16 protein-coding genes are annotated in these 19,290 nt (G+C 71.4%); 12 read left to right on the plus strand and 4 right to left on the minus strand.

Translation table 11 applies throughout. The annotated features are described in order from the left end of the window. The first annotated feature begins 191 nt into the window (after window positions 1-191). Entirely contained in the window at window positions 192-482 is a 291-nt protein-coding gene (locus ACIA8L_RS48140) for a ferredoxin (protein ID WP_395915840.1), read from the plus strand. Between the two features lie 206 nt (window positions 483-688). Here the strand turns inward: ACIA8L_RS48140 and ACIA8L_RS48145 are convergent, their stop codons facing one another. Genes ACIA8L_RS48145 through ACIA8L_RS48155 form a run of 3 tightly spaced genes read right to left on the minus strand, consistent with a single transcriptional unit; the run spans window position 689 to window position 3,391 of the window. Then, the gene (locus ACIA8L_RS48145) at window positions 689-1,258 is read right to left on the minus strand and encodes a hypothetical protein (RefSeq protein WP_223094089.1); all 570 of its coding nucleotides are present in this window, start codon (window positions 1,256-1,258) and stop codon (window positions 689-691) included. Then, entirely contained in the window at window positions 1,236-2,180 is a 945-nt protein-coding gene (locus tag ACIA8L_RS48150; RefSeq protein ID WP_395915720.1) for a tRNA (adenine-N1)-methyltransferase, read from the minus strand. The genes ACIA8L_RS48145 and ACIA8L_RS48150 overlap by 23 nt, the downstream gene beginning before the upstream one ends. Continuing rightward, complete coding sequence (locus ACIA8L_RS48155; protein WP_395915722.1) at window positions 2,177-3,391, minus strand: site-2 protease family protein; 1,215 nt, start codon at window positions 3,389-3,391, stop codon at window positions 2,177-2,179. The genes ACIA8L_RS48150 and ACIA8L_RS48155 overlap by 4 nt, the downstream gene beginning before the upstream one ends. A 70-nt stretch (window positions 3,392-3,461) precedes the next feature. Here ACIA8L_RS48155 and ACIA8L_RS48160 point away from each other — a divergent pair, with 70 nt between their 5' ends. The 8 genes from ACIA8L_RS48160 to ACIA8L_RS48195 all read left to right on the plus strand — a co-directional run bounded on the left by ACIA8L_RS48160 (window position 3,462) and on the right by ACIA8L_RS48195 (window position 15,975). Next, window positions 3,462-4,331, plus strand: coding sequence for a RecB family exonuclease (locus tag ACIA8L_RS48160; protein ID WP_395915724.1), 870 nt, complete (start codon window positions 3,462-3,464; stop codon window positions 4,329-4,331). A 513-nt stretch (window positions 4,332-4,844) separates the two neighbouring features. Further along, a complete protein-coding gene (locus ACIA8L_RS48165; RefSeq protein ID WP_395915726.1) occupies window positions 4,845-6,053 on the plus strand; it encodes a sensor histidine kinase in 1,209 nt (402 codons plus the stop codon). Next, window positions 6,050-6,724 carry a response regulator gene (locus tag ACIA8L_RS48170; protein ID WP_395915728.1) on the plus strand — a complete coding sequence of 225 codons (675 nt, stop codon included), beginning with the start codon at window positions 6,050-6,052 and terminating at the stop codon, window positions 6,722-6,724. The genes ACIA8L_RS48165 and ACIA8L_RS48170 overlap by 4 nt, the downstream gene beginning before the upstream one ends. An 88-nt stretch (window positions 6,725-6,812) precedes the next feature. Next, window positions 6,813-7,595, plus strand: coding sequence for an ABC transporter ATP-binding protein (locus ACIA8L_RS48175; RefSeq protein ID WP_395915730.1), 783 nt, complete (start codon window positions 6,813-6,815; stop codon window positions 7,593-7,595). A 5-nt stretch (window positions 7,596-7,600) separates the two neighbouring features. Continuing rightward, on the plus strand, window positions 7,601-10,156 hold the full coding sequence (locus ACIA8L_RS48180) for an ABC transporter permease (RefSeq protein WP_395915732.1): 2,556 nt from the start codon (window positions 7,601-7,603) through the stop codon (window positions 10,154-10,156). A gap of 176 nt (window positions 10,157-10,332) precedes the next feature. Then, window positions 10,333-11,088, plus strand: coding sequence for an ABC transporter ATP-binding protein (locus ACIA8L_RS48185; RefSeq protein ID WP_395915734.1), 756 nt, complete (start codon window positions 10,333-10,335; stop codon window positions 11,086-11,088). Window positions 11,089-11,093: 5 nt separating this feature from the next. Continuing rightward, window positions 11,094-13,646, plus strand: coding sequence for an ABC transporter permease (locus ACIA8L_RS48190; protein ID WP_395915736.1), 2,553 nt, complete (start codon window positions 11,094-11,096; stop codon window positions 13,644-13,646). A gap of 130 nt (window positions 13,647-13,776) precedes the next feature. After that, a complete protein-coding gene (locus ACIA8L_RS48195) occupies window positions 13,777-15,975 on the plus strand; it encodes a tetratricopeptide repeat protein (protein ID WP_395915738.1) in 2,199 nt (732 codons plus the stop codon). Between the two features lie 58 nt (window positions 15,976-16,033). Here the strand turns inward: ACIA8L_RS48195 and ACIA8L_RS48200 are convergent, their stop codons facing one another. After that, window positions 16,034-16,672: an HAD family hydrolase gene (locus ACIA8L_RS48200; RefSeq protein WP_395915842.1), complete on the minus strand. Its 639-nt coding sequence runs from the start codon at window positions 16,670-16,672 to the stop codon at window positions 16,034-16,036. 174 nt (window positions 16,673-16,846) lie between these two features. Between ACIA8L_RS48200 and ACIA8L_RS48205 the strand changes: the two genes are divergently transcribed. The 3 genes from ACIA8L_RS48205 (at window position 16,847) to ACIA8L_RS48215 (ending at window position 19,276) form a co-directional block, all read left to right on the plus strand. Continuing rightward, complete coding sequence (locus ACIA8L_RS48205) at window positions 16,847-17,221, plus strand: hypothetical protein (protein WP_395915741.1); 375 nt, start codon at window positions 16,847-16,849, stop codon at window positions 17,219-17,221. Then, a complete protein-coding gene (locus ACIA8L_RS48210) occupies window positions 17,218-17,499 on the plus strand; it encodes a hypothetical protein (RefSeq protein WP_395915743.1) in 282 nt (93 codons plus the stop codon). Before ACIA8L_RS48205 ends, ACIA8L_RS48210 begins: the two co-directional genes overlap by 4 nt. 112 nt (window positions 17,500-17,611) lie before the next feature. Next, window positions 17,612-19,276 (plus strand): hypothetical protein, encoded by a 1,665-nt coding sequence (locus ACIA8L_RS48215; protein ID WP_395915745.1) that lies wholly within the window; start codon window positions 17,612-17,614, stop codon window positions 19,274-19,276. Window positions 19,277-19,290: the final 14 nt, after the last annotated feature.

Consider the following 19,290-nt stretch of genomic DNA (forward strand, 5'->3'; position numbering starts at 1 on the left):
TTTGAACGTTGTGGTCTAACACTAACTGCTGTTTGGCGGTTCGGGCCCCCTCGAACACGTGCGCCACAGGGTGTTTACAAATCCGAGCCGCTGGAACGGCCCTTTCCGTTACCCTTCGGGCCCCCGGTGCGGCGTGTGTCACGGCCCCGTGCGTGGTTTCGGGTGGGTCGGGTAGCGTCGGATACGTGAGTGTGGAGACTTCTCAGGACAGCCTGGACGTGTGGGTCGACCAGGACCTGTGCACCGGCGACGGGCTGTGCGTGCAGTACGCGCCGGAGGTCTTCGAGTTCGACGTCGACGGCCTGGCGTACGTCAAGGGGCCGGACGGCGAGCTGCGACTGGCGCCCGGTTCTCGCGTCGGCGTGCCCTCCCACCTGCGGCTCGAGGTGATCGACGCGGCGAAGGAGTGCCCCGGCGACTGCATCCACGTGCACCGCAAGTCCGACGACGCTCCCGTCGCCGGGCCGAACGCGGAAGACTGAGAGCCGGATTTGGTACCGCGCTCAGCGCGGTACGGTCTTCGGCCGCGCTCTGCGCGGCTCTGTTCGGACCGCATTCGATACGGACCTGGCAGGGAGGCCCCCCGGGGCCGACCGTTGTCTGGCGGGAGCGACGGTCGCAAGCACCGCGGACCCGAGTCATGAATTTCGCATTGTGCCTATTCAGGCGGATTCACTCAGCCGACCGGCTATAGCATCGGCTTCCCGACCAGGGAACTCACCAGGCGGGCGAACTCCTCCAGGCGGGCGATCTGGCCCGCGCCGCCGTCGTCGAGGGTCTTGCCGAAGCGCAGCGCGTCGTGCCGGATGACCGAACCGGCCTCCTCGGCCGCCACATTCGCCTCGTCCAGCGACGTGAGCAGCAGATACACGTCCACGCTGTCGACCCGGTGGGTGCCGTTGGGGTTTCGGCTGATCCGGCGCCGGCAGCCGACCTCGGTGACCGCCGACAGGGCCACGACCCGCAGCGACGACGTCATCGAGCCCGGCGGGGCCTCCTCCGGCGGGATGTCCTCGCCGTGCCACAGGATGAGCCGGTTGCCGTCGCAGACGACGACCTCCTGCCACACCCCGTTGACGTCGTTGACGAACCGTTCGAGGGTGAAGCCGAGCACGCTCTGTCCGCGCAGGACGCCGGCCATGGCGTCGAGCGCGATGTCCGGATCGCGCAGGTATGCCCGGGCCGCCGACTCGAGGTCCGGATACGGCGACCAGTCGGGAAAGACCGCGGGTAGGTCACTGAAGCTCGGTCGGCTCATGCCCTTCGGCCTCCTCGTCTGCCCTAGCGGCCGCGGCGGCCGCCAGCCGCCGGGCCGCGTACGCCTCGGCCCCCTTGCTCGGCTTGCGCCGGCGCGGCGGCGCGGTGACGCCCGGGGCCAGCTTCCGCGCGCTGACCAGGAACGCCGTGTGCGCGATCATGCGGTGGTCGGGCCGCACGGCCAGGCCCTCCGCGTGCCAGTCCCGCACCAGACTCTCCCACGCGCGGGGCTCGGTGTAGCCACCGTCCTCGCGCAGCGCCTCCACCAACTCCGACAATTGGGGTGTTGTCGCCACGTAGCCGATGAACACCCCGCCGGGGATCAGGGCCCGCGACACGAGCGGCAGGATCTCCCAGGGGGTGAGCATGTCTAGGATTATCCGATCAAACCCGGCATCTTCGCAGCCGGCCACGTCACCGACCCGCAAGGTCCACCCGGGCTGCGGTCCGAGGAAGGCCTCGACGTTGCGCCGGGCGATGGCCGCGAAGTCCTCCCGCATCTCGTAGGACGTCACCGACCCCTCGGGCCCCACCGCCCGCAGGAGTGAGCAGGTCAGCGCGCCGGAGCCGGCCCCGGCCTCGAGGACGTGGGCGCCGGGGAAGATGTCGCCCATCGCCACGATCTGGGCGGCGTCCTTCGGGTAGATCACCTGCGCGCCGCGGGGCATCGACAGCACGTAGTCCGACAGCAGCGGGCGCAGTGCCAGGTAGCCGGTGCCGCCGATGCTGACCACGCTGCCGTCGGGGGCGCCGATCAGCTCGTCGTGCTGGAGCCGCCCGCGGTGGGTGTGGAACTCCTTGCCCGGCTCCAGCACGATGGTGTGCATCCGGCCCTTGGGGTCGGTGAGCTGCACCCGGTCGCCCTGGGTGAACGGTCCCCTCCGGACGGCGGACTGGGGCAGAGTAGGGGCTTCCACGGTCACGTGCTGTTCCTCCGGGCGGTCTGGGTCCGCGGCCGCCGGGACGGGGCCACGAGGGAGACGAGCTCGGCGCCGCGCAGGACGCCGTGCACATCCTCCCCGGTGACCACCAGGTAGTCGCCGCCCGGGTCGTCCCGGATGGCCTGCAGCAGCTCGGCGCCCCGCAGGTCGCCGGTAAGCACGTGATCCTTGTCGATGCGCCGGGTGACGTCGCCGACCGGTACCCAGGGCCGCCGCTCGGCCGGCACGGCCCGCGCCGACGCGCCGTGCAGGAACCCGACCAGGCTCCCGCCGCCGTCGACGACCGCGACCACGGGCCGGCGCTCATCGCCGCCGAGGGAGGCGATCCGGTCCGCCTCGGACAGGGGCGTGTGCGCGGTGACGGCGACGACGGGCCGGGCCAGCTCGCGGGCGCTGAACGGGGGCAGCTGCCCGACGGCCTTCGCGTGCCGGATGGCCTGCCCGGCCCCGACCCACATGGTCAGGGCCACCAGCAGAGTGAACAGGATGCCGAAGTATCCGTGGACCAGCGGCGACCACAGCAGCAGGATCGCCACCCCGGCGGTGGCCAGGGCCAGCAGCCGCCCGACCCACCCGGCCACGATCCGGCCCGTGTTGGCGTCGCCGGTCATCTTCCAGACCAGGGCCTGCAGCGCCCGCCCGCCGTCCAGGGGCAGCCCCGGCAGGGCGTTGAAGACGGCGACGACGATATTGGACAGCGCCAGCTGGAACGCGAACGTCTCGGCGAGCCCGCCCCGCGGCAGGATCGCGGCGGCCCCGGCCGCGAGCAGCCCGATGACCAGGGAGACGGCCGGGCCGGCGAGGGAGACGTAGAGCTCGACCCCGGGCCGCGGCGCCTCCTTGTCCATCTCGGTGTAGCCGCCGAGCATCTCCAGGGTGATCCCGCGCACACCGATCCCGCTGTGCCGGCTCGTGACCGCGTGTCCGAGCTCGTGGAGCAGTACCGAGATCAACAGGCACACGACGAACCCGAACCCGACGGCGAGCCCGGTGGTGAGGGTCAGAGCTTCGGAGCGGCTGGAGAGGTACTGCCCATACGTGATCGTGATCAGCGCCGCGAGCAGCAGCCACGAGGGGGCCAGGTAGATCGGTACGCCGGCGATCCGGCCCAGCCTGATGCCCGAGCCGCGCTCCGAGGGCTCCGGCCGGGCCGCCGGCGACGCCGGCGCGGATGCCGTGCGGTGTTCGTCCATTGCCCCCGATGCTACGGGTAAAGCAGGGCGAATCCAGTTTTTGTCGTACCCCCCGTTTAACCTCTGGGGCATGACGGTGCCCGTTACCTCTGACGACCTGGCCCCCCTCCGGGCCGCGCTGCCCACCCTGTCGCCGTCGCGCGCCGCCGACTTCAAGACCTGCCCGCTGCTTTACCGTTTCCGCAGCATCGACCGCCTGCCCGAGCGCCCGACCCCCGACCAGGCCCGCGGCACCCTGGTCCACGCGGTCCTCGAGGTCCTCTTCGACTCCCCCGCCGGTGCCCGCACCGTCGAGCAGGCGGCGTCGCTGACCGGGGCGCAGTGGGCCCGGCTGGTCGAGGAGGAGCCCGAGCTCGCGTCGATCTTCACGGGGACGGCCCTGACCCTCGATCAGTTTCTGGTCGAGGCGCAAGAGCTGCTCCGGGGGTACTTCACGCTCGAAGACCCGAACCGCCTGGAGCCCGCGGACCGGGAGGCCTACGTCGAGGCGACCGTCGACGAGCGGCTCGTGATCCGCGGGATCATCGACCGGCTGGACGTGTCGCCGGCCGGGGACATCCGCGTCGTGGACTACAAGACGGGCGGGGCGCCGCGGGAGGCGTTCGAGGCCCGGGCCATGTTCCAGCTCAAGTTCTACGCGCTGGTGCTGTGGCGGACCCGGGGGGTGGTGCCGCGGGTGCTCCGGTTGATGTACCTGCGGGATCAGGAGGTCTGTGATTTCGCGCCGGATGCGGATGATTTGGTGCGGTTTGAGCGGACGTTGCTGGCGCTGTGGGAGGCGATCGAGGCGGCGACGGCTTCGCGGGACTTTCGGGCCAAGCCGTCGCGGTTGTGTGCCTGGTGTTCGCATCAGGCGTTGTGTCCCGCGTATGGGGGGACGCCGCCGGCGTTTCCGGTCTCGCGGTCGGCGGGTGACGCTGTGGAGGTTGAGCGGGACTGAGCTCACGATCTTCGTTGGGGGGTGGGGGGGAGGGCGGGGCCGGGGAGTGTGTCCTTTTCCTTTGGCCTTCGGCCATCCTTCTCGCCGGGAGACCCTGTTTATGGGTGCGCGGTGGAGAGCGCCTTGGTGGGCTCCAGGAGATGTTGGCTATGGGTGCGCGGTGGAGAGAACAGCCTTCGGTGGCCTCCAGGAGATGTTGGCTATGGGTGCGCGGTGGAGAGAACAGCCTTCGGTGGCCTCCAGGAGATGTGTTGGCTATGGGTGCGCGGTGGAGAGAACACGCTTCGGTGGGCTCCTGGAGATGTTGGCTCGTGGTTTTGCGGTGGAGGGACTCGATTGGTGACGTGGGTCTCAGTGCCGGGTGGTGGGTCGGCGTGGCTTGGGCGTCGGGTGGCGGGGGGTTTGGGGAGGAGTTGGGGTCATCCTTGGCGGGATCTTGGTCCTCCTTGAGGATGAGGGGGTGTCGCGCGCGGCGATGAACTTGGGGGGCGTTGGGGGCTATACCGTCGTGGTGTGGGTGCGGTTCGGCGGTTCTTCGGGCGGCGGGGGGACCCGTTTGGCCAGGATGTTGTGCTGGCGTTGGGGTGGCTTGCGGTTGGGGCCTTCTTCGAGACCATCGCTCAGCGGGCGTTCGGGGTGTCCGACCTTGGGGCGCAGTTCGTCTATGACGCGCTTGGGCTCGGGGCCGTCGCGATCCGGCGGCGGGCGCTCTGGGTGGCTGTTGTCTGGACCTCCTTCCATATTCTGATTCCGTTCTTTGTTGGCTGGAATCTGGTCAACGGTGGGATCGCCGTCATCGTTGTCACCTACACCGCGGCCGCTTATCTTCCCATTCGGCCGGCTGTGCTTGCGGCGTTCATCATGTGGGCGCCCGGGGTTGTGTTCGCCGTGTTGTTCGGGCGGACCGGGGGGACTGCGTTCTACCCGGACAACAAAATCTTTGTGTTGTTCAATCTCATGAGTGCGCTTGTCTGTTTCACCGTGGGGCGGACCGTGGCCACGCGGCGGGCCTATATCGCGGCGCTTGAGGATCGGGCCCGGACGGCTGAGAACACGCAGATGGCGCTCACCGAGAAGGCTGTCGCCGAGGAGCGGCGGCGGATCGCCCGGGAGCTGCATGACGTTGTCGCCCACCACGTCAGTGTCATGGGGGTCCTGGCCACCGGGTCGCGGCGGATGCTCGGGCGGGACCCGGCGGCCGCGGACGAGGCCCTCGCCACCATCGAGGAGACCGGGCGGACGGCGCTCCGGGAGATGCGGCGGCTGCTCAGTGTGTTGCGGACGGCGACCGAGCCCGCCGGGGAACTCGCGCCACAGCCGGGGCTCGGTGGGATCGAAGGACTCGTCGAGCAGATTCGGGAGGCCGGGCTGCCGGCCTCGTTGCACGTCGACGGGGAGCCGGGGATTGTCGACCCGGGAGTTTCGCTCACGTTGTATCGCATTGTTCAGGAAGCGCTCACGAATGCGCTCAAGCACGCGGGGGCGGCTACCGTCGAAGTGCGGCTCACGTTCACGCCGTCCGATGTCACGGTTGAGATTTGTGATACCGGGCGGGGGCCGCAGCTCGGGACCGCCGCGGTCGGGCACGGATTGCTCGGCATGCGGGAGCGTGTGATGTTGTACGGCGGGACCCTGCGCACCGGGCCGCGGCCCGGGGGCGGATATCGTGTCCATGCACGTATTCCGATCGAGTTGCCCGCAGAGAGGCAGTTGGCGAATTGACCCAGGCGCGACCGATCCGGCTGCTGCTCGCCGACGACCAGCCCCTGCTGCGGACCGGGTTCCGGATGGTCCTCGGGGGCGAGCCCGACCTGGACATCGTGGCCGAGGCCGGTGACGGGGTCGAGGCGGTCGAGCTGGCCCGGCGCCTGCTGCCCGACGTGGTGCTCATGGACATCCGGATGCCGCGGATGGACGGGGTCGCCGCGACCCGGGCCATCGTCGACGCCAAGCTGCCCGTCCGGGTGCTCATCCTGACCACGTTCGACCTGGACGAGTACGTCGTCGGGGCGCTGCGGGCCGGGGCCAGCGGGTTCCTCGCCAAAGACGTGCCCGCCGACGACCTGGTCATCGCCATCCGGACCGTGGCCGCCGGCGAGGCCGTGGTCGCGCCGCGGATCCTCAAGCGGCTGCTGGACAAGTTCGCCGACGCGCTGCCGGACCCGTCCGCGGAACCGCCGCGTGACCTGCGTGTCCTCACCGATCGCGAGCGGGAAGTGCTGGTACAACTGGCGCGGGGATTGTCCAATGCGGAGATCGCCCGGGCACTGTCCGTGAGCGAGACGACGGTCAAGACCCACGTCGGGCACGTGCTGACGAAGCTCGGTCTCCGCGATCGCGTGCAGGCCGTCGTCCTCGCGTACGAGACGGGACTGGTCCGACCCGGGTCCTGAGGTCGTTCTCGGGGACGACTCTGCGGGTGTGGCGCGGCTCTAGCGTGAGGTGGACGAAACAAGGACCACACCACGATGGGGGACGAGCGTGACCACGAACGTCACGGCTGGAGGCGGCATCGCCGCCCGTGCGGCCGACGTGTGGAAGGTGTACGGCAGCGGCGAGGCTCAGGTCATCGCGTTGCACGGGGTGAGCGTCGAGCTCGAGCGGGGGCACTTCACCGCGATCATGGGGCCGTCCGGGTCCGGCAAGTCGACGCTGATGCACACGCTCGCGGGCCTGGACTCCGTCACCCGCGGGGACATCTTCGTCGGTGACACCCGGCTCACCGGGATGTCGGACAAGGCCCTGACCGACCTGCGCCGGACCAAGGTCGGGTTCATCTTCCAGCAGTTCAACCTGCTGCCGACCCTGACGGCCGAGGAGAACATCCTGCTGCCGCTGTCGATCGCGGGGCGCAAGCCGGACTCGGCGTGGTTCGACACCGTCATCAAGACGGTCGGGCTCGGCGACCGGCTCGGGCACCGGCCCAGCCAGCTCTCCGGCGGCCAGCAGCAGCGCGTCGCCTGCGCCCGGGCCCTGGTGTCGCGGCCCGAGGTCATCTTCGCCGACGAGCCGACGGGCAACCTCGACTCGCGCTCCGGGGCCGAGGTGCTGTCGTTCCTGCGCAACTCGGTGCGGGAGTTCGGCCAGACGATCGTCATGGTGACCCACGACCCGAACGCGGCCTCCTACGCCGACCGGGTCATCTTCCTCGCCGACGGCCGGATCGTCGACGAACTGCGGGAGCCGACGGCCGAGGCGGTGCTGGACAAGCTCAAGGGCCTCGACACCGCGGCCAACGTCCGGCTCGCGGACGAGGTGGCCTGACCGCCATGTTCAAGGCCACTCTGAAGAGCCTGCTGGCGCGCAAGCTGCGGCTGACGCTGTCGACCCTCGCGGTCGTCCTGTCGGTCATGTTCGTGTCCGGCTCGCTCGTGCTCACCGACACGCTCGGGCGCACCTTCGACAACCTGTTCGCCAACATCTACACCTACACCGACGTGCAGGTGATGGCCAAGCCCGCCGTCGAGCAGCAGGGCGGCGGCAACGACGGCAGCACCCCGTTCCCGGCCTCGGCGGTCGAGAAGGTCAAGGCCCTGCCCGGGGTGGCCGAGGCCACCGGCGGGGTGTTCCTCAACGGCGCGACGCCGATCGGCAAGAACGGCAAGGTCGTCCTCAACCAGACCGGCCAGCAGTTCGGCGGCAACTGGAACGGCGAAGACCAGCTCGTCCACCTGTTCCAGGGCCGGGGCCCGCAGGCCGACAACGAGATCGTCATCAACAACGGCCTGGCCACGACGGCCAACGTCAAGATCGGCGAGACGCTCGACGTCATCACCCGGGACCAGGAGCGCGCCTCCTACACGGTCGTGGGGCTGATGCAGTACGCCGGCGGGCGGGACTCGATGGCCGGGGAGAGCGCGGTCTTCTTCACCACGGCCAAGGCGCAGTCGGCGATGCTGAGCGCGCCCGGGGAGTACAACTCCATTGATGTGAAGGCCGCTTCCGGGGTCACCGACGAGCAGCTGCGCGACACCGTCAAGGCCGGGCTGGGCGCCCAGTTCGAGGTCAAGACCGGCAAGGAGCTCTCCGAGGAGTCCAGCCAGGGCATCAAGGACATCCTCAAGTACGTCAACTACTTCCTGCTCGGCTTCGGCGCCGTGGCGCTGCTCGTGGGCGTGTTCCTGATCCTCAACACGTTCTCGATCATCGTCGCCCAGCGCACGCAGGAGCTGGCCCTGCTGCGGGCCATGGGGGCGGCCCGGGGCCAGATCCTGCGGTCGGTCCTGCTCGAAGCCGTCCTGATCGGCGTGGTCGGCTCGGCGTTCGGGTTCCTGGTCGGGCTCGGGCTCGGCGCGCTGGGGGCCCGCGGGTTCGTCAGCCTGGCCGACGGGGCCCAGGTCGCGAGCCTCGGCTTCCCGCCCTCGGCGATCATCGCGTCGTTCGTGATCGGCATCGGCGTCACGGTCGTCGCGGCCCTGATGCCGGCGCTGAAGGCGGCGCGGGTCGCCCCGATCGCGGCGATGCGGGAGTCGGCCACGCCCGACCGGCCGCTGACGAAGCTCACGATCTCCGGCGCGATCATCACCGCGCTGTCGGTCGCGGCCCTCATCTGGGGCCTGGCCGGGGCCGGGAGCGCCACGCTGCTGCTGGTCTTCGGCGGGGTCCTCGGCGTCATCATCGGCGTCGCGCTGCTGACCCCGATCATCTCCAAGCCGCTGGTCGCCGCGCTCGGCGCGGCCCTGTCCTGGTCGGTGCCGGGCAAGCTCGGGCGGCGCAACTCCTCGCGCAACCCGCGCCGCACGGCGATCACGGCCGGCGCGGTCATGACCGGCATCGCGATCGTGACGGCGATCAGCACGATCTTCACCTCGCTGTCCACGGCGCTCGGCGACACCCTCGACAAGCAGCTCGCCGCCGACGTCATCGTGCTCGGCCAGTCGACGTCCCCCGACTCCCCGGCCGTCATCACCGACGACCAGCTCAAGGGGCTGCAGGGCCTGGCGCAGGCGCAGACCGTCGCCGCCGTCAGCGCCGACGCGGTGCAGCTCAACGGCAAGACGGAGTACGTCGCCGCGTATCCGGACCCGGCCGCGGTCGCGACCGTGCTCAAGATCAAGGCGGAGGAGGGCCGCATCGACCGGCTCGACTCGGGCGAGTTCATCACCGACCGCAAGACCGCCGACGACCGCAAGCTCAAGCTCGGCGACACGATCGACGTGACGTTCGCCAAGGGGCAACAGAAGACGCTGAAGCTGGTCGGCATCTCCACGTCGAACACCTTCAGCGGCGGGATCGTGGTCGACTACCCCGACGCCAGGGCGGGCTTCGCGTTCCCGCAGGTGTTGCAGGCCTACATCGCGGTGAAGGACGGCGCCTCGGCGACGGGGGTCAAGGATGCCGTCAACAACGTCCTGAAGGACAACCCGAAGGTCCAGGCGTACACCAAGGACGAGTACATCAGCAGCAACCAGCAGGGCCTCGACTCGGTCCTGATCATCGTCCAGCTGCTGCTGCTGATCGCCCTGTTCATCTCGATCCTGGGCGTCATCAACACGCTGCTGCTCTCGGTCATCGAACGGACCCGGGAGCTGGGCATGCTGCGGGCCGTGGGCCTGCGGCGCGGCCAGACCTGGCAGATGGTGACCACGGAGTCGATCGTCATCACGGTGTTCGGCACGGTGCTGGGCCTCGCGGTCGGCGCGGGCCTGGGCGCGGCGATCGTGACGGCGCTGAAGAGCGTCGTCGGGTTCGGCGCGGTCACCCTGCCGTGGGGGCTGATGGTCCTGTACTTCTTCCTCGCCATCGTCGTCGGCGCGGTCGCGGGCCTCATCCCGTCGATCCGGGCCGTGCGCCTGAACGTCCTGGGTGCGATCGCCTACGAGTAGGCGCTGTTCGCGATGCGTGTCTGAGAAAGCTGTGCGAGCCCGGGTCGGGGTCATCCCTGATCCGGGCTCCGGGCTGCTCCCCCACTCGAATATCCGTGGCCGGTGGTACCTGCGGGCGGACGATTCCCCGCGCTTTCGCCGAGACGATGAGCGCACAACATTCACCAGGGGGAATCATGACTGCATCGGTTGCGACGCGCACCGAGACGGCCGCGAAGGCGGTCGACGTCTGGAAGGTCTACGGCTCCGGCGAGGCGCAGGTCAACGCGCTCGCGGGGGTGTCGGTGGAGCTGGAGAAGGGCCGCTTCACGGCCATCATGGGCCCGTCCGGCTCCGGCAAGTCGACGCTCATGCACTGCCTCGCCGGCCTCGACGCCGTGACCCGCGGGCAGGTGTACGTCGGCGACACGAAGATCACCGACCTGTCGGACCGGGGGCTGACGAACCTGCGCCGCAACAAGGTCGGGTTCATCTTCCAGCAGTTCAACCTGCTGCCGACGCTGACCGCGGAGGAGAACATCCTGCTGCCGCTGTCCATCGGCGGCCGCAAGCCGGACCCGGCCTGGTACGACACCGTCATCGACACCGTCGGCCTGCGCGACCGGCTCAAGCACCGGCCCAGCCAGCTCTCCGGCGGCCAGCAGCAGCGCGTCGCCTGCGCCCGGGCCCTCGTCTCGCGGCCCGAGGTCATCTTCGCCGACGAGCCCACCGGCAACCTCGACTCGCGCTCCGGCGCCGAGGTCCTGTCGTTCCTGCGCAACTCGGTCCGCGACTTCGGCCAGACGATCGTCATGGTCACCCACGACCCGGTCGCCGCCTCCTACGCCGACCGTGTCGTGTTCCTCGCCGACGGCCACATCGTCGACGAGCTCCACGCCCCGACCGCCGACGCCGTCCTGGACCGGCTGAAGCGCCTGGACAAGGTGGCCTGAACACCATGCTGAAGGCCACGCTCAAGAGCCTGCTGTCGCGCAAGCTGCGGCTGACGCTGTCCGGGCTCGCGGTCGTGCTGGGCGTCATGTTCGTGTCGGGGGCGTTCGTGCTCACCGACACGCTGCAGCGCTCGTTCGACAGCCTCTTCGCCTCCGTCTACTCCGGCATCGACGTGCAGGTCACCAAGAAGCCGGACCTGGCCCAGGCCGACTTCGACGGCCCCGACACCCAGGCCGCGACGATCCCGGCGGCCGAGGTCGGCAAGGTCAAGGCCGTGTCCGGCGCGGCCACCGTGACCCCGCAGGCGTCCACCGACGGCGCCCGGGTCATCGGCTCCAACGGCAAGGTCGTCACCACGTTCGGCCCGCCGCGCCTCGGCGAGAACTGGACCGGGGAGACGGACCTGCTCAAGCTGCGCGAGGGCCGGGCACCGAGCGCCGACAACGAGATCGTCGTGAACAAGGCCCTGGCCGACGCGGCCGGGATCAAGGTCGGCGACGACGTGGGCGTGCTCACCCTGCAGCCGAAGAAGACGTTCAAGCTCGTGGGCGTGTTCGGGTACAGCGGCGACCGGGACTCGCTCGGCGGCGCGCTCGAGGTCATGTTCACGACGCCCGTCGCGCAGGAGCTGATGCTCGGCCAGCAGGACGTGTACAGCAGCATCGACGTGCGCGCCGGACCCGGCGTCACCGCCGAGCAGCTGCGGGACAGCGTCGCGGCCGCCCTCGGCGCCGGCTACGAGGTCAAGACCGGCAAGCAGCTGCAGGACGCCACGTCCAAGGACTTCCAGGCCGGCCTCGGCTTCTTCAACAACATCCTGCTCGGCTTCGCCGGGGTGGCGCTGTTCGTCGGCACGTTCCTGATCCTCAACACGTTCTCGATCATCGTCGCGCAGCGGACCCGGGAGCTGGCCCTGATGCGGGCCCTCGGCGGCAGCCGCGGCCAGACGCTCGGCTCGGTGCTCACCGAGGCGGTCATCATCGGCCTGCTCGGCTCCGTGTTCGGCCTCCTCGCCGGCATCGGCGTCGGCGTCGTGCTGGCGTGGCTGTTCGGCAGCCTCACCGGCGTCGGCGTGTCGTCGATCGGCGTCCCGGCCACGGCCATCATCAGCTCGTTCGTCGTCGGCATGGTCGTGACGGTCGTCGCGGCGGTCATGCCGGCACTGCGGGCCAGCCGGATCGCGCCGATCGCGGCGCTGCAGGAGGTGGCCACCCCCGACCGGCCGCTGACGAAGCTCACGGTCAGCGGCGCGCTCGTCGGCGCGGCCGGTGGCACCCTGCTCGGCCTGGGCCTGTCCGGCGCGGGCAGCGGCAACACGACGCTGTGGCTGATCCTCGGCGGGGTCCTGGTGACGTTCATCGGCGTCGCCCTGCTCACCCCCCTGCTGTCCCGGCCGATCGTGGGCCTGCTCGGCCGGCTGTTCTCGTGGTCGATCCCGGGCAAGCTGGGCCGGCTCAACTCGGGCCGCAACCCGCGCCGCACGGCGATCACGGCGGCCGCCCTCATGGTCGGCGTGGCCCTGGTCATCGGGGTCAGCGTCATCATCTCCTCGGCCAAGTCGAGCCTGAGCCAGCAGGCCGAGAAGGACGTCACCGTCGACCTGATCATCTCCGGCGACGGCGACCAGAACGGGCCGGCGACCTTCGACCCGGCCGTGATGGCCGCGGCGGCCAAGCTGCCCGGGGTCGCCAGTGCGGCGTCGGAGTACTGGGAGTACGGCCAAGTGGGCTCGGAACGTCACAGCGTGTCGGCGGTGCCGGACGCGGCGGCGTGGGCGGCGATGTTCAAGCTGCAGGCGCAGCAGGGCGTGCTCCGGTTCACCGGCGACAACCAGGCGATCGTCGACCCGGACACGGCCAAGGAGCACGGGCTCGCGCTCGGGCAGAGCATCGACATGCGCTTCACCCGCGGCGACGTGCACCACGTGACGGTCGTCGGCATCTACGGCAAGAGCAACGTGGCCGGCGGCATCATCGTCTCACCCGACATGATCCCCGACTTCCGCGTCCAGCAGCCGGCCTGGGGCTACCTCAAGGTGGCCGCGGGCACCCCGGTGAACGGCGTCCAGCAGCAGGTCAACACCCTGCTGAAGGACAACCCGGAGGTGTCGGTGGCCAACCGGGCCGAGTACGTCGCGGCCCAGTCGGCCCAGTTCGACCAGATCCTGACGATGATCAAGATGCTGCTGTACCTGGCCGTCTTCATCGCGATCCTCGGCATCCTCAACACCCTGGCCCTGTCGGTGCTGGAGCGGACCCGGGAACTGGGCCTGCTGCGGGCGATCGGCATGCGCCGCGGCCAGACCATGCGGATGGTCACCGTGGAGGCGGTCGTCATCTCGGTCTTCGGCGGCCTGCTCGGCGTCGCGGTCGGGGTCGGCCTCGGCGCGGCGGTGGTGCGGGCGCTCAAGGACGACGGCATCACGGAGCTGGCGCTGCCGTGGTCGACGATGGGCTTCTACCTGCTGGTGGCCGCCGTCGCGGGTGTCATCGCCGCGGTCCTGCCGTCGATCCGCGCGGCCCGGGTCAACGTCCTGCAGGCGATCGCGCACGACTGAGGTGTATCGCAGCTCGGCGCCCACGGCCTCTGCGGCCGTGGGCGCCGTGGTTCGCGCGGGATGAGACCGCACCACCTGACGGTCTGTGATGCCTTGGGTGAGGGTGGCCGCACGAGTACCGTGAGCAAGCATGGATGCCGCACGGCCTCGGCGACGGATCTTCGGCCGGCTGCGGCGGGAACCGCGGGCGCTCGCCGACCAGGTGTCGGACTTCCTGCGCTCCGTCCGCGAGTCGTCTGACGCGGCCGTCCGCGACCGGGCACTGGAGGTGGCGCGCCGCGCGGCGGCCGACCCGCGCGGCACCGGCCATGAGCGCTCCGGCTTCGTGGCCCACATCGGCGATGCGCTGCTAGCCCGGTTCGAGCGCACGAACGACCTGGCGGATCTCGACGCGGCGGCGGAGGCCTACGAACGGGCCGCCGACACGGCCGGCGACGACCCGAACCGTGGCCAGTGTTTGGTCAACTTGAGCGGCCTGCTGTGGCGGCGGTACGAGCACACCGGCGCCGGGCCCGACCTCGACCGGACGATCCGGGCCGGCGCGGCCGCCGTCGTGGCCACCGCTGACCGCCCCGACGTGAACTGCGCGGCCCGGTCCAACCTCAGCGACACCCTCCAGAGCCGGTACATCAGCGCCGGCGACCTCGCCGACCTGGACATGGCGGTCCAGCTCGGCGGCGAGGCGGTGCGCCGCACGCCGATCGATCATCCCCGGCGGGCGACCCGCACGCTGGTGGCGATCGCCGCCCTGCGGTTGCGCTTCGACCGCACGCGGGACCGACCGGACCTCGAGACCGCCATCGCACTCGGCTCGAGCGGCCTGGACGCCGGGACCGTGGCGCCCGCCGAGCGGATCCAGCTGCTCAGCGAGCTCGGCGACGCGCTGCGGGTCCGGTTCGAGCACGGCGGAGCCCCGAGCGACCTGACCGCGGCCGTCCGGCATCTGCGGACCGTGCTGGCCTCGACGCCGGCCGAGACGCGCCGCCGGCTCACGGTCGCGGTCCAGTACTGCAGTGCCCTCCAGGCCCGTTACGACCGGATCGGCGACCTCGCGGACCTCGACGCCGCCATCGCCGAATACGAGACGGCCCTGGACGTCGCGCCGGACGACCACCCCGTCCGGTCACGGTGCTACTCGGACCTGGCCACCGCGCGGCTACACCGCTACGAGCGCACGGGACGACCGGCGGACCTCGACGCCGCCGTCGCGAACTGCCGCAGCGCACTCGACGGCACCCCGCCGGACGATCCCGATCATGCGCGCTGTCTGTGCAACCTCGGAGTCGTGCTGGAGTCGCGGTTCGAGCTTACGGGCGAGCAAGCCGACCTCGACACCGCCGTGGAGATAACCCGCACGGCGGTCGACGAGACCCCCCTCGATCATCCCGACCGGCCGGGACGACTGGCCGACCTCGGCGCCATGCACCTGCTCCGGTGGGAGTCGTTCGGGAGCCGCGATGACCTCGATGCGGCCGTCACGCTGAACCGCGGCGCCGTCGAGTCGGCCCCGGGCGGCCACCCACTGCGGCCGCAGGTGCAGTCGAACCTCAGCACGGCCCTGCGGGCCCGCTTCGAGCTTCGGGGCGAGACCTCGGACATCGACGCGGCGATCACCACGGCGCGGGCCGCGGCCCGCGCCGTGGCCGACGACCATCCGCAGCGGATGCGGTTCCTCTCGAATCTCGCGATCGCGCTGGCCGACCGCTTCGAGCGGTTCGGCGCCGAGGCGGATCTCGACGACGCGATCGACACCGGACGCACCACGCTGCGGCTGTGCCCGACCGACCACCCGGTCCGGGCAACGCTGCATTACAACCTCGCCATGGCGCTCAAAGAACGATACGACCGCATGACGGCGCCCGCCGACGCCGAGCAGGCCGCGGCCGCCTTTCGGGCCGCGGCCGACCTCACGGCGGCACCGCCGAACGTCCGCGTCGCCGCCGGCCGAGAGCTCGGTGTCCTGGCCGCGCAGCAGGGCCAATGGGTAAGCGCGACCGACGCGTTCTCCGCCGCCGTCCGGCTGCTGCCCGTACTAGCGTGGCACGGGACGTCACGCCCGAGCCGCGAGCGGCAGTTGCGCGACTGGCGCGGCCTCGTTGGGCCGGCGGCCGCCGGCTCGATCCGGACGGCCCGCATCGGCCCGGCCGTGGAGCTGCTGGAACAGGGACGCGCAGTGCTGTGGTCGCAGCTGCTGCAGGCCCGATCGGACCTCGCCGTCCTGCGCGCCACCCGCCCCGACCTCGCGGACCGCCTCAGCACCGTCCGCGACCGGATCGCGACCCACGACGCCCGGATGTCGGGCCCGGGTCACCTTGCGGTCGTGAACTGATCGGCCCGGGGCAACCAGCCGAGCCGAACCGTCGTGTTCCGCCGCATCGGCTTGGTCTTCACGGGAGCAGCTTGCGCAGGTAGTCCACGTCGACGTCGAGCAGCGAGCCGACGAGGGTCACGCCTTCAGGATCAAGAGCGACTTCACATGGTACGGCCAGGACGGCGCAACCGGCCGCCCGAGCGCTCGTGATGCCGTTGGGTGAGTCCTCGACCGCCACACAGTTGCGCGCCTCGGCCCCGACCATGGCCGCGGCGGTGAGGTACGGCATCGGGTGCGGCTTGGTCTGGTCGACCTCGTCCCCGGCCACGACCGCGTCGAAGTTGTCGGCGCCGATGGTCAGCAGCGCCACGTCGACCAGGTGACGGTGGGTGGCGGTCACGAGTGCCAGCGGTACACCCGCCGCTTTCAGGGCCGTCAGCAGCTCCCTGGCCCCGGGCCGCCACGACACGCCCCCGCGGAACAGCTCCTTGACCCGCTCCTCGAGCCAGACCACCGACTCGTCCATGGCCGCCCGGGTGACCGGCAGCCCGAGGTCGAGATGCAGGATGCGCATCGAGTCGCTCATGTTGGTCCCGACCATCTCCCGCCGCGCCCGCGCCGACAGCGGCCGCCCGTGGTGGGCGGCGAGCTCACTGAGCCCGACCTCCCAGACCTTCTCGCTGTCCACGAGGGTCCCGTCCATGTCGAAGAGCACCGCCTGCATCGCCACGCCCTGAATCCTGCCAACCCAGGGTTGCGATCCACCCCTCCAGCCCGCGCCGGGTGCGCAAACTCACGGTGGCCGGGGGTGCCGGGCCGCGTCACGAGGTGTGACGGCGCACGTCACGCCTTCCGGGGTGACAGCATCAACGGCAGAAGGAGGACCGCGATGCCCGGCGCACGCGCGATGACCACCCCGATCGCGATCGACCACGAGCTGATCGAGGGCCGCTACGCGGAGCTCGACGGCTACACCGTCGCGTTCGAACGATTCCCGCGGGACGTCGACCCCGCCCCGTACTTCGCGGGGCTCCCCGGCGACCGCTGCACCTGCCCGCACTGGGGCGTCGTGACCGGCGGTCAGATCACCTTCCGCTGGCCGGATCGGGAGGAGACCTACGGCGAGGGCGACGCCTACTTCGCGCCGCCCGGCCATCTGCCCCTGATCACCGCCGGGACCAGCGTCATCGAGTTCAGCCCCACCGCCGACCTGGCCGTCGTCCAGGACGTGATCGGCGCGAACATGGCGGAGGCGGCGACGTGAGCGGCCCGGAGACGGCGGCGCGGTTCGTACGCTGGCTGGAGACCGGCGAGGACCCGGGTGACCTGTTCGCCGACGACGTGTTCGCCGACCTGTCGGTCCCGCAGTGGCGGGTCCAGGCCGGCCGGGCCAAGGCCGTGATGGCGCTGCGCACCGACAGCCACCCGTGGCCGGGCACGGTCACCGTGGAGCGGCTCGACCCGACCGGCCGCGGCTGGGTGCTCCAGTTCGTCGAACGCTGGTCGGACGATGAGGGCGCCGGTGGTACTGCCGCGAGATGATCAGGGCCGACGTCACCGGCGGCCGGATCACCGAGCTGGCCATCTCCTGCACCGGCGACTGGGACGAGGCCACCGTCCGCCGCCACGCCGCCGAGGTGGAGCTGCTGCGCCGGTGAGCGACGACGTGCGGCGGTTCGCCGAGACGACCGACGCGGCCCTGGCCGCCGGCGACCTGCCGGCGGCCGTGCGGGCCGTGCTCGAGCTCGCCCGGACGCAGCGGTTCGACGCGGTGCCCGGCCTGATCCCGGCCCGCCTGCACGACGTCTTCCAGCTGGCCACCGCGGCCGGGGACCGGGCCGTGCTGGCCGCCGCGCTGGCCCGGTCCTGGGCCTACGCCGGCCGGCCCGGCCGGGCCGCGCCGTTCGCCGCCACCGCGCTGGAACTCGCGCACGGCCTCGGCGACCCGGTGCTGCTCGCCGACTGCCTGGACGCCACCCTCACCGCCCACTGGGGCCCGGACGACCTGGAACGCCGCCACCGCTGGGCCGAGGAGCTCGACGACGTCGCCGCGCACCTGCGGGAGCCGAAGGCCAGGCGGCAGGCGTACCTGTGGGGGCTGACCGTCGCCTGGGAGCTGCTCGACCTGCCCGGAATCCACCGCAACCTGCGGGCCCTGGAGGAGCTCGGCGCGCAGGACGCGCCCGCGCGGTTCTTCGCCGCCACCCGCCGCCTCGCCGTCGACCTGCTGTTCGGCCGTACCGGCACCGCGTCCTACCTGCGCGAGATCGCGGAGGAGGCGGCCGGCCGGACCTTCGTGGCCGACCTGGACGGTCTGCGCCACGTCATGGTCGCCTACCCGGCGATGATCGGTGGCGACCGGGCCACCTGCGCGGCCGAGGCCGCCGCCTACGAGGAGTTCGCGCTGGTCCACGGCGAGCCGGCGGTCCTCGCCGAGGCGGGGCTGCTGTGGACCGCCGCCGGCCGGGCCGACCGGGCGGCCGCCGTCGCCGGGCAGTTCGGCGGCGACGCCCTCGCCCGCCGGCCGGCCGACGCCGACTGGCTGCTGACCGTCCAGTGCGTGCTCGAAGCGGCCGTCGCGGGGCACGTCACCGAGGTGGTGGCGGCCGCGGTGGAGCTGCTCACGCCCTATGAGGGACGCGCCGTCATCAACGCCGGTGCGGTGATGTTCCACGGCGTCACCGACGACACGCTGTCCCGCGGCAACGCGCTGCTCGGCCACGACGCCGCCGCGGCCCGGCAACGGGCGCAGGCCCTGGCGACCTACCGCCGCATCGGCGCCGTCTGGTGGCGTGACCGGCTCGAGGGCGTCGCCGCCCGGTCCGGCCACGCGATGCGGTTCCGGCCGGCGGCGGGCGGGCTGTGGAGCGTCGGGCCGGACGCCGCACCGGTGACGGTGCCCGGGATGCGCGGGCTGGAGTACCTGCACCGGCTGCTCGCGCGGCCCGGCACCGGCATCGCCGCCGTCGACCTCGTCGGCGCGCAGACGGTGCACCAGCCCGGCACCGGCCCGGCCGCGGACGCCCGGGCCCTCGCGGCGTACCGGCGGCGGCTCGCGACCGCGGGACCGGCCGAACGCGCGGCGATCGAGGCCCACCTGCGCTCGGTCACCGGCCTCGGCGGCCGCGCCCGCGAGAGCGGATCGACCGCGGAGCGGGCCCGCGTCGCCGTGCGCAAGGCCATCGTGGGCGCGCTGGCCAAGCTCGCCGAGGTCCAGCCCGAACTCGCCCGCCACCTGTACGAACACGTCAGCACCGGCGCCGTCTGCCGCTACGAGCCGGATGCCGATCCCGCGGCCGCGGTGACCTGGCTGCTCTGAGCGGGCCGCACCGC

It is taken from the genome of Dactylosporangium sp. NPDC051541 (assembly GCF_044454505.1).
In the GTDB taxonomy this organism is placed as follows: Bacteria; Actinomycetota; Actinomycetes; order Mycobacteriales; family Micromonosporaceae; genus Dactylosporangium.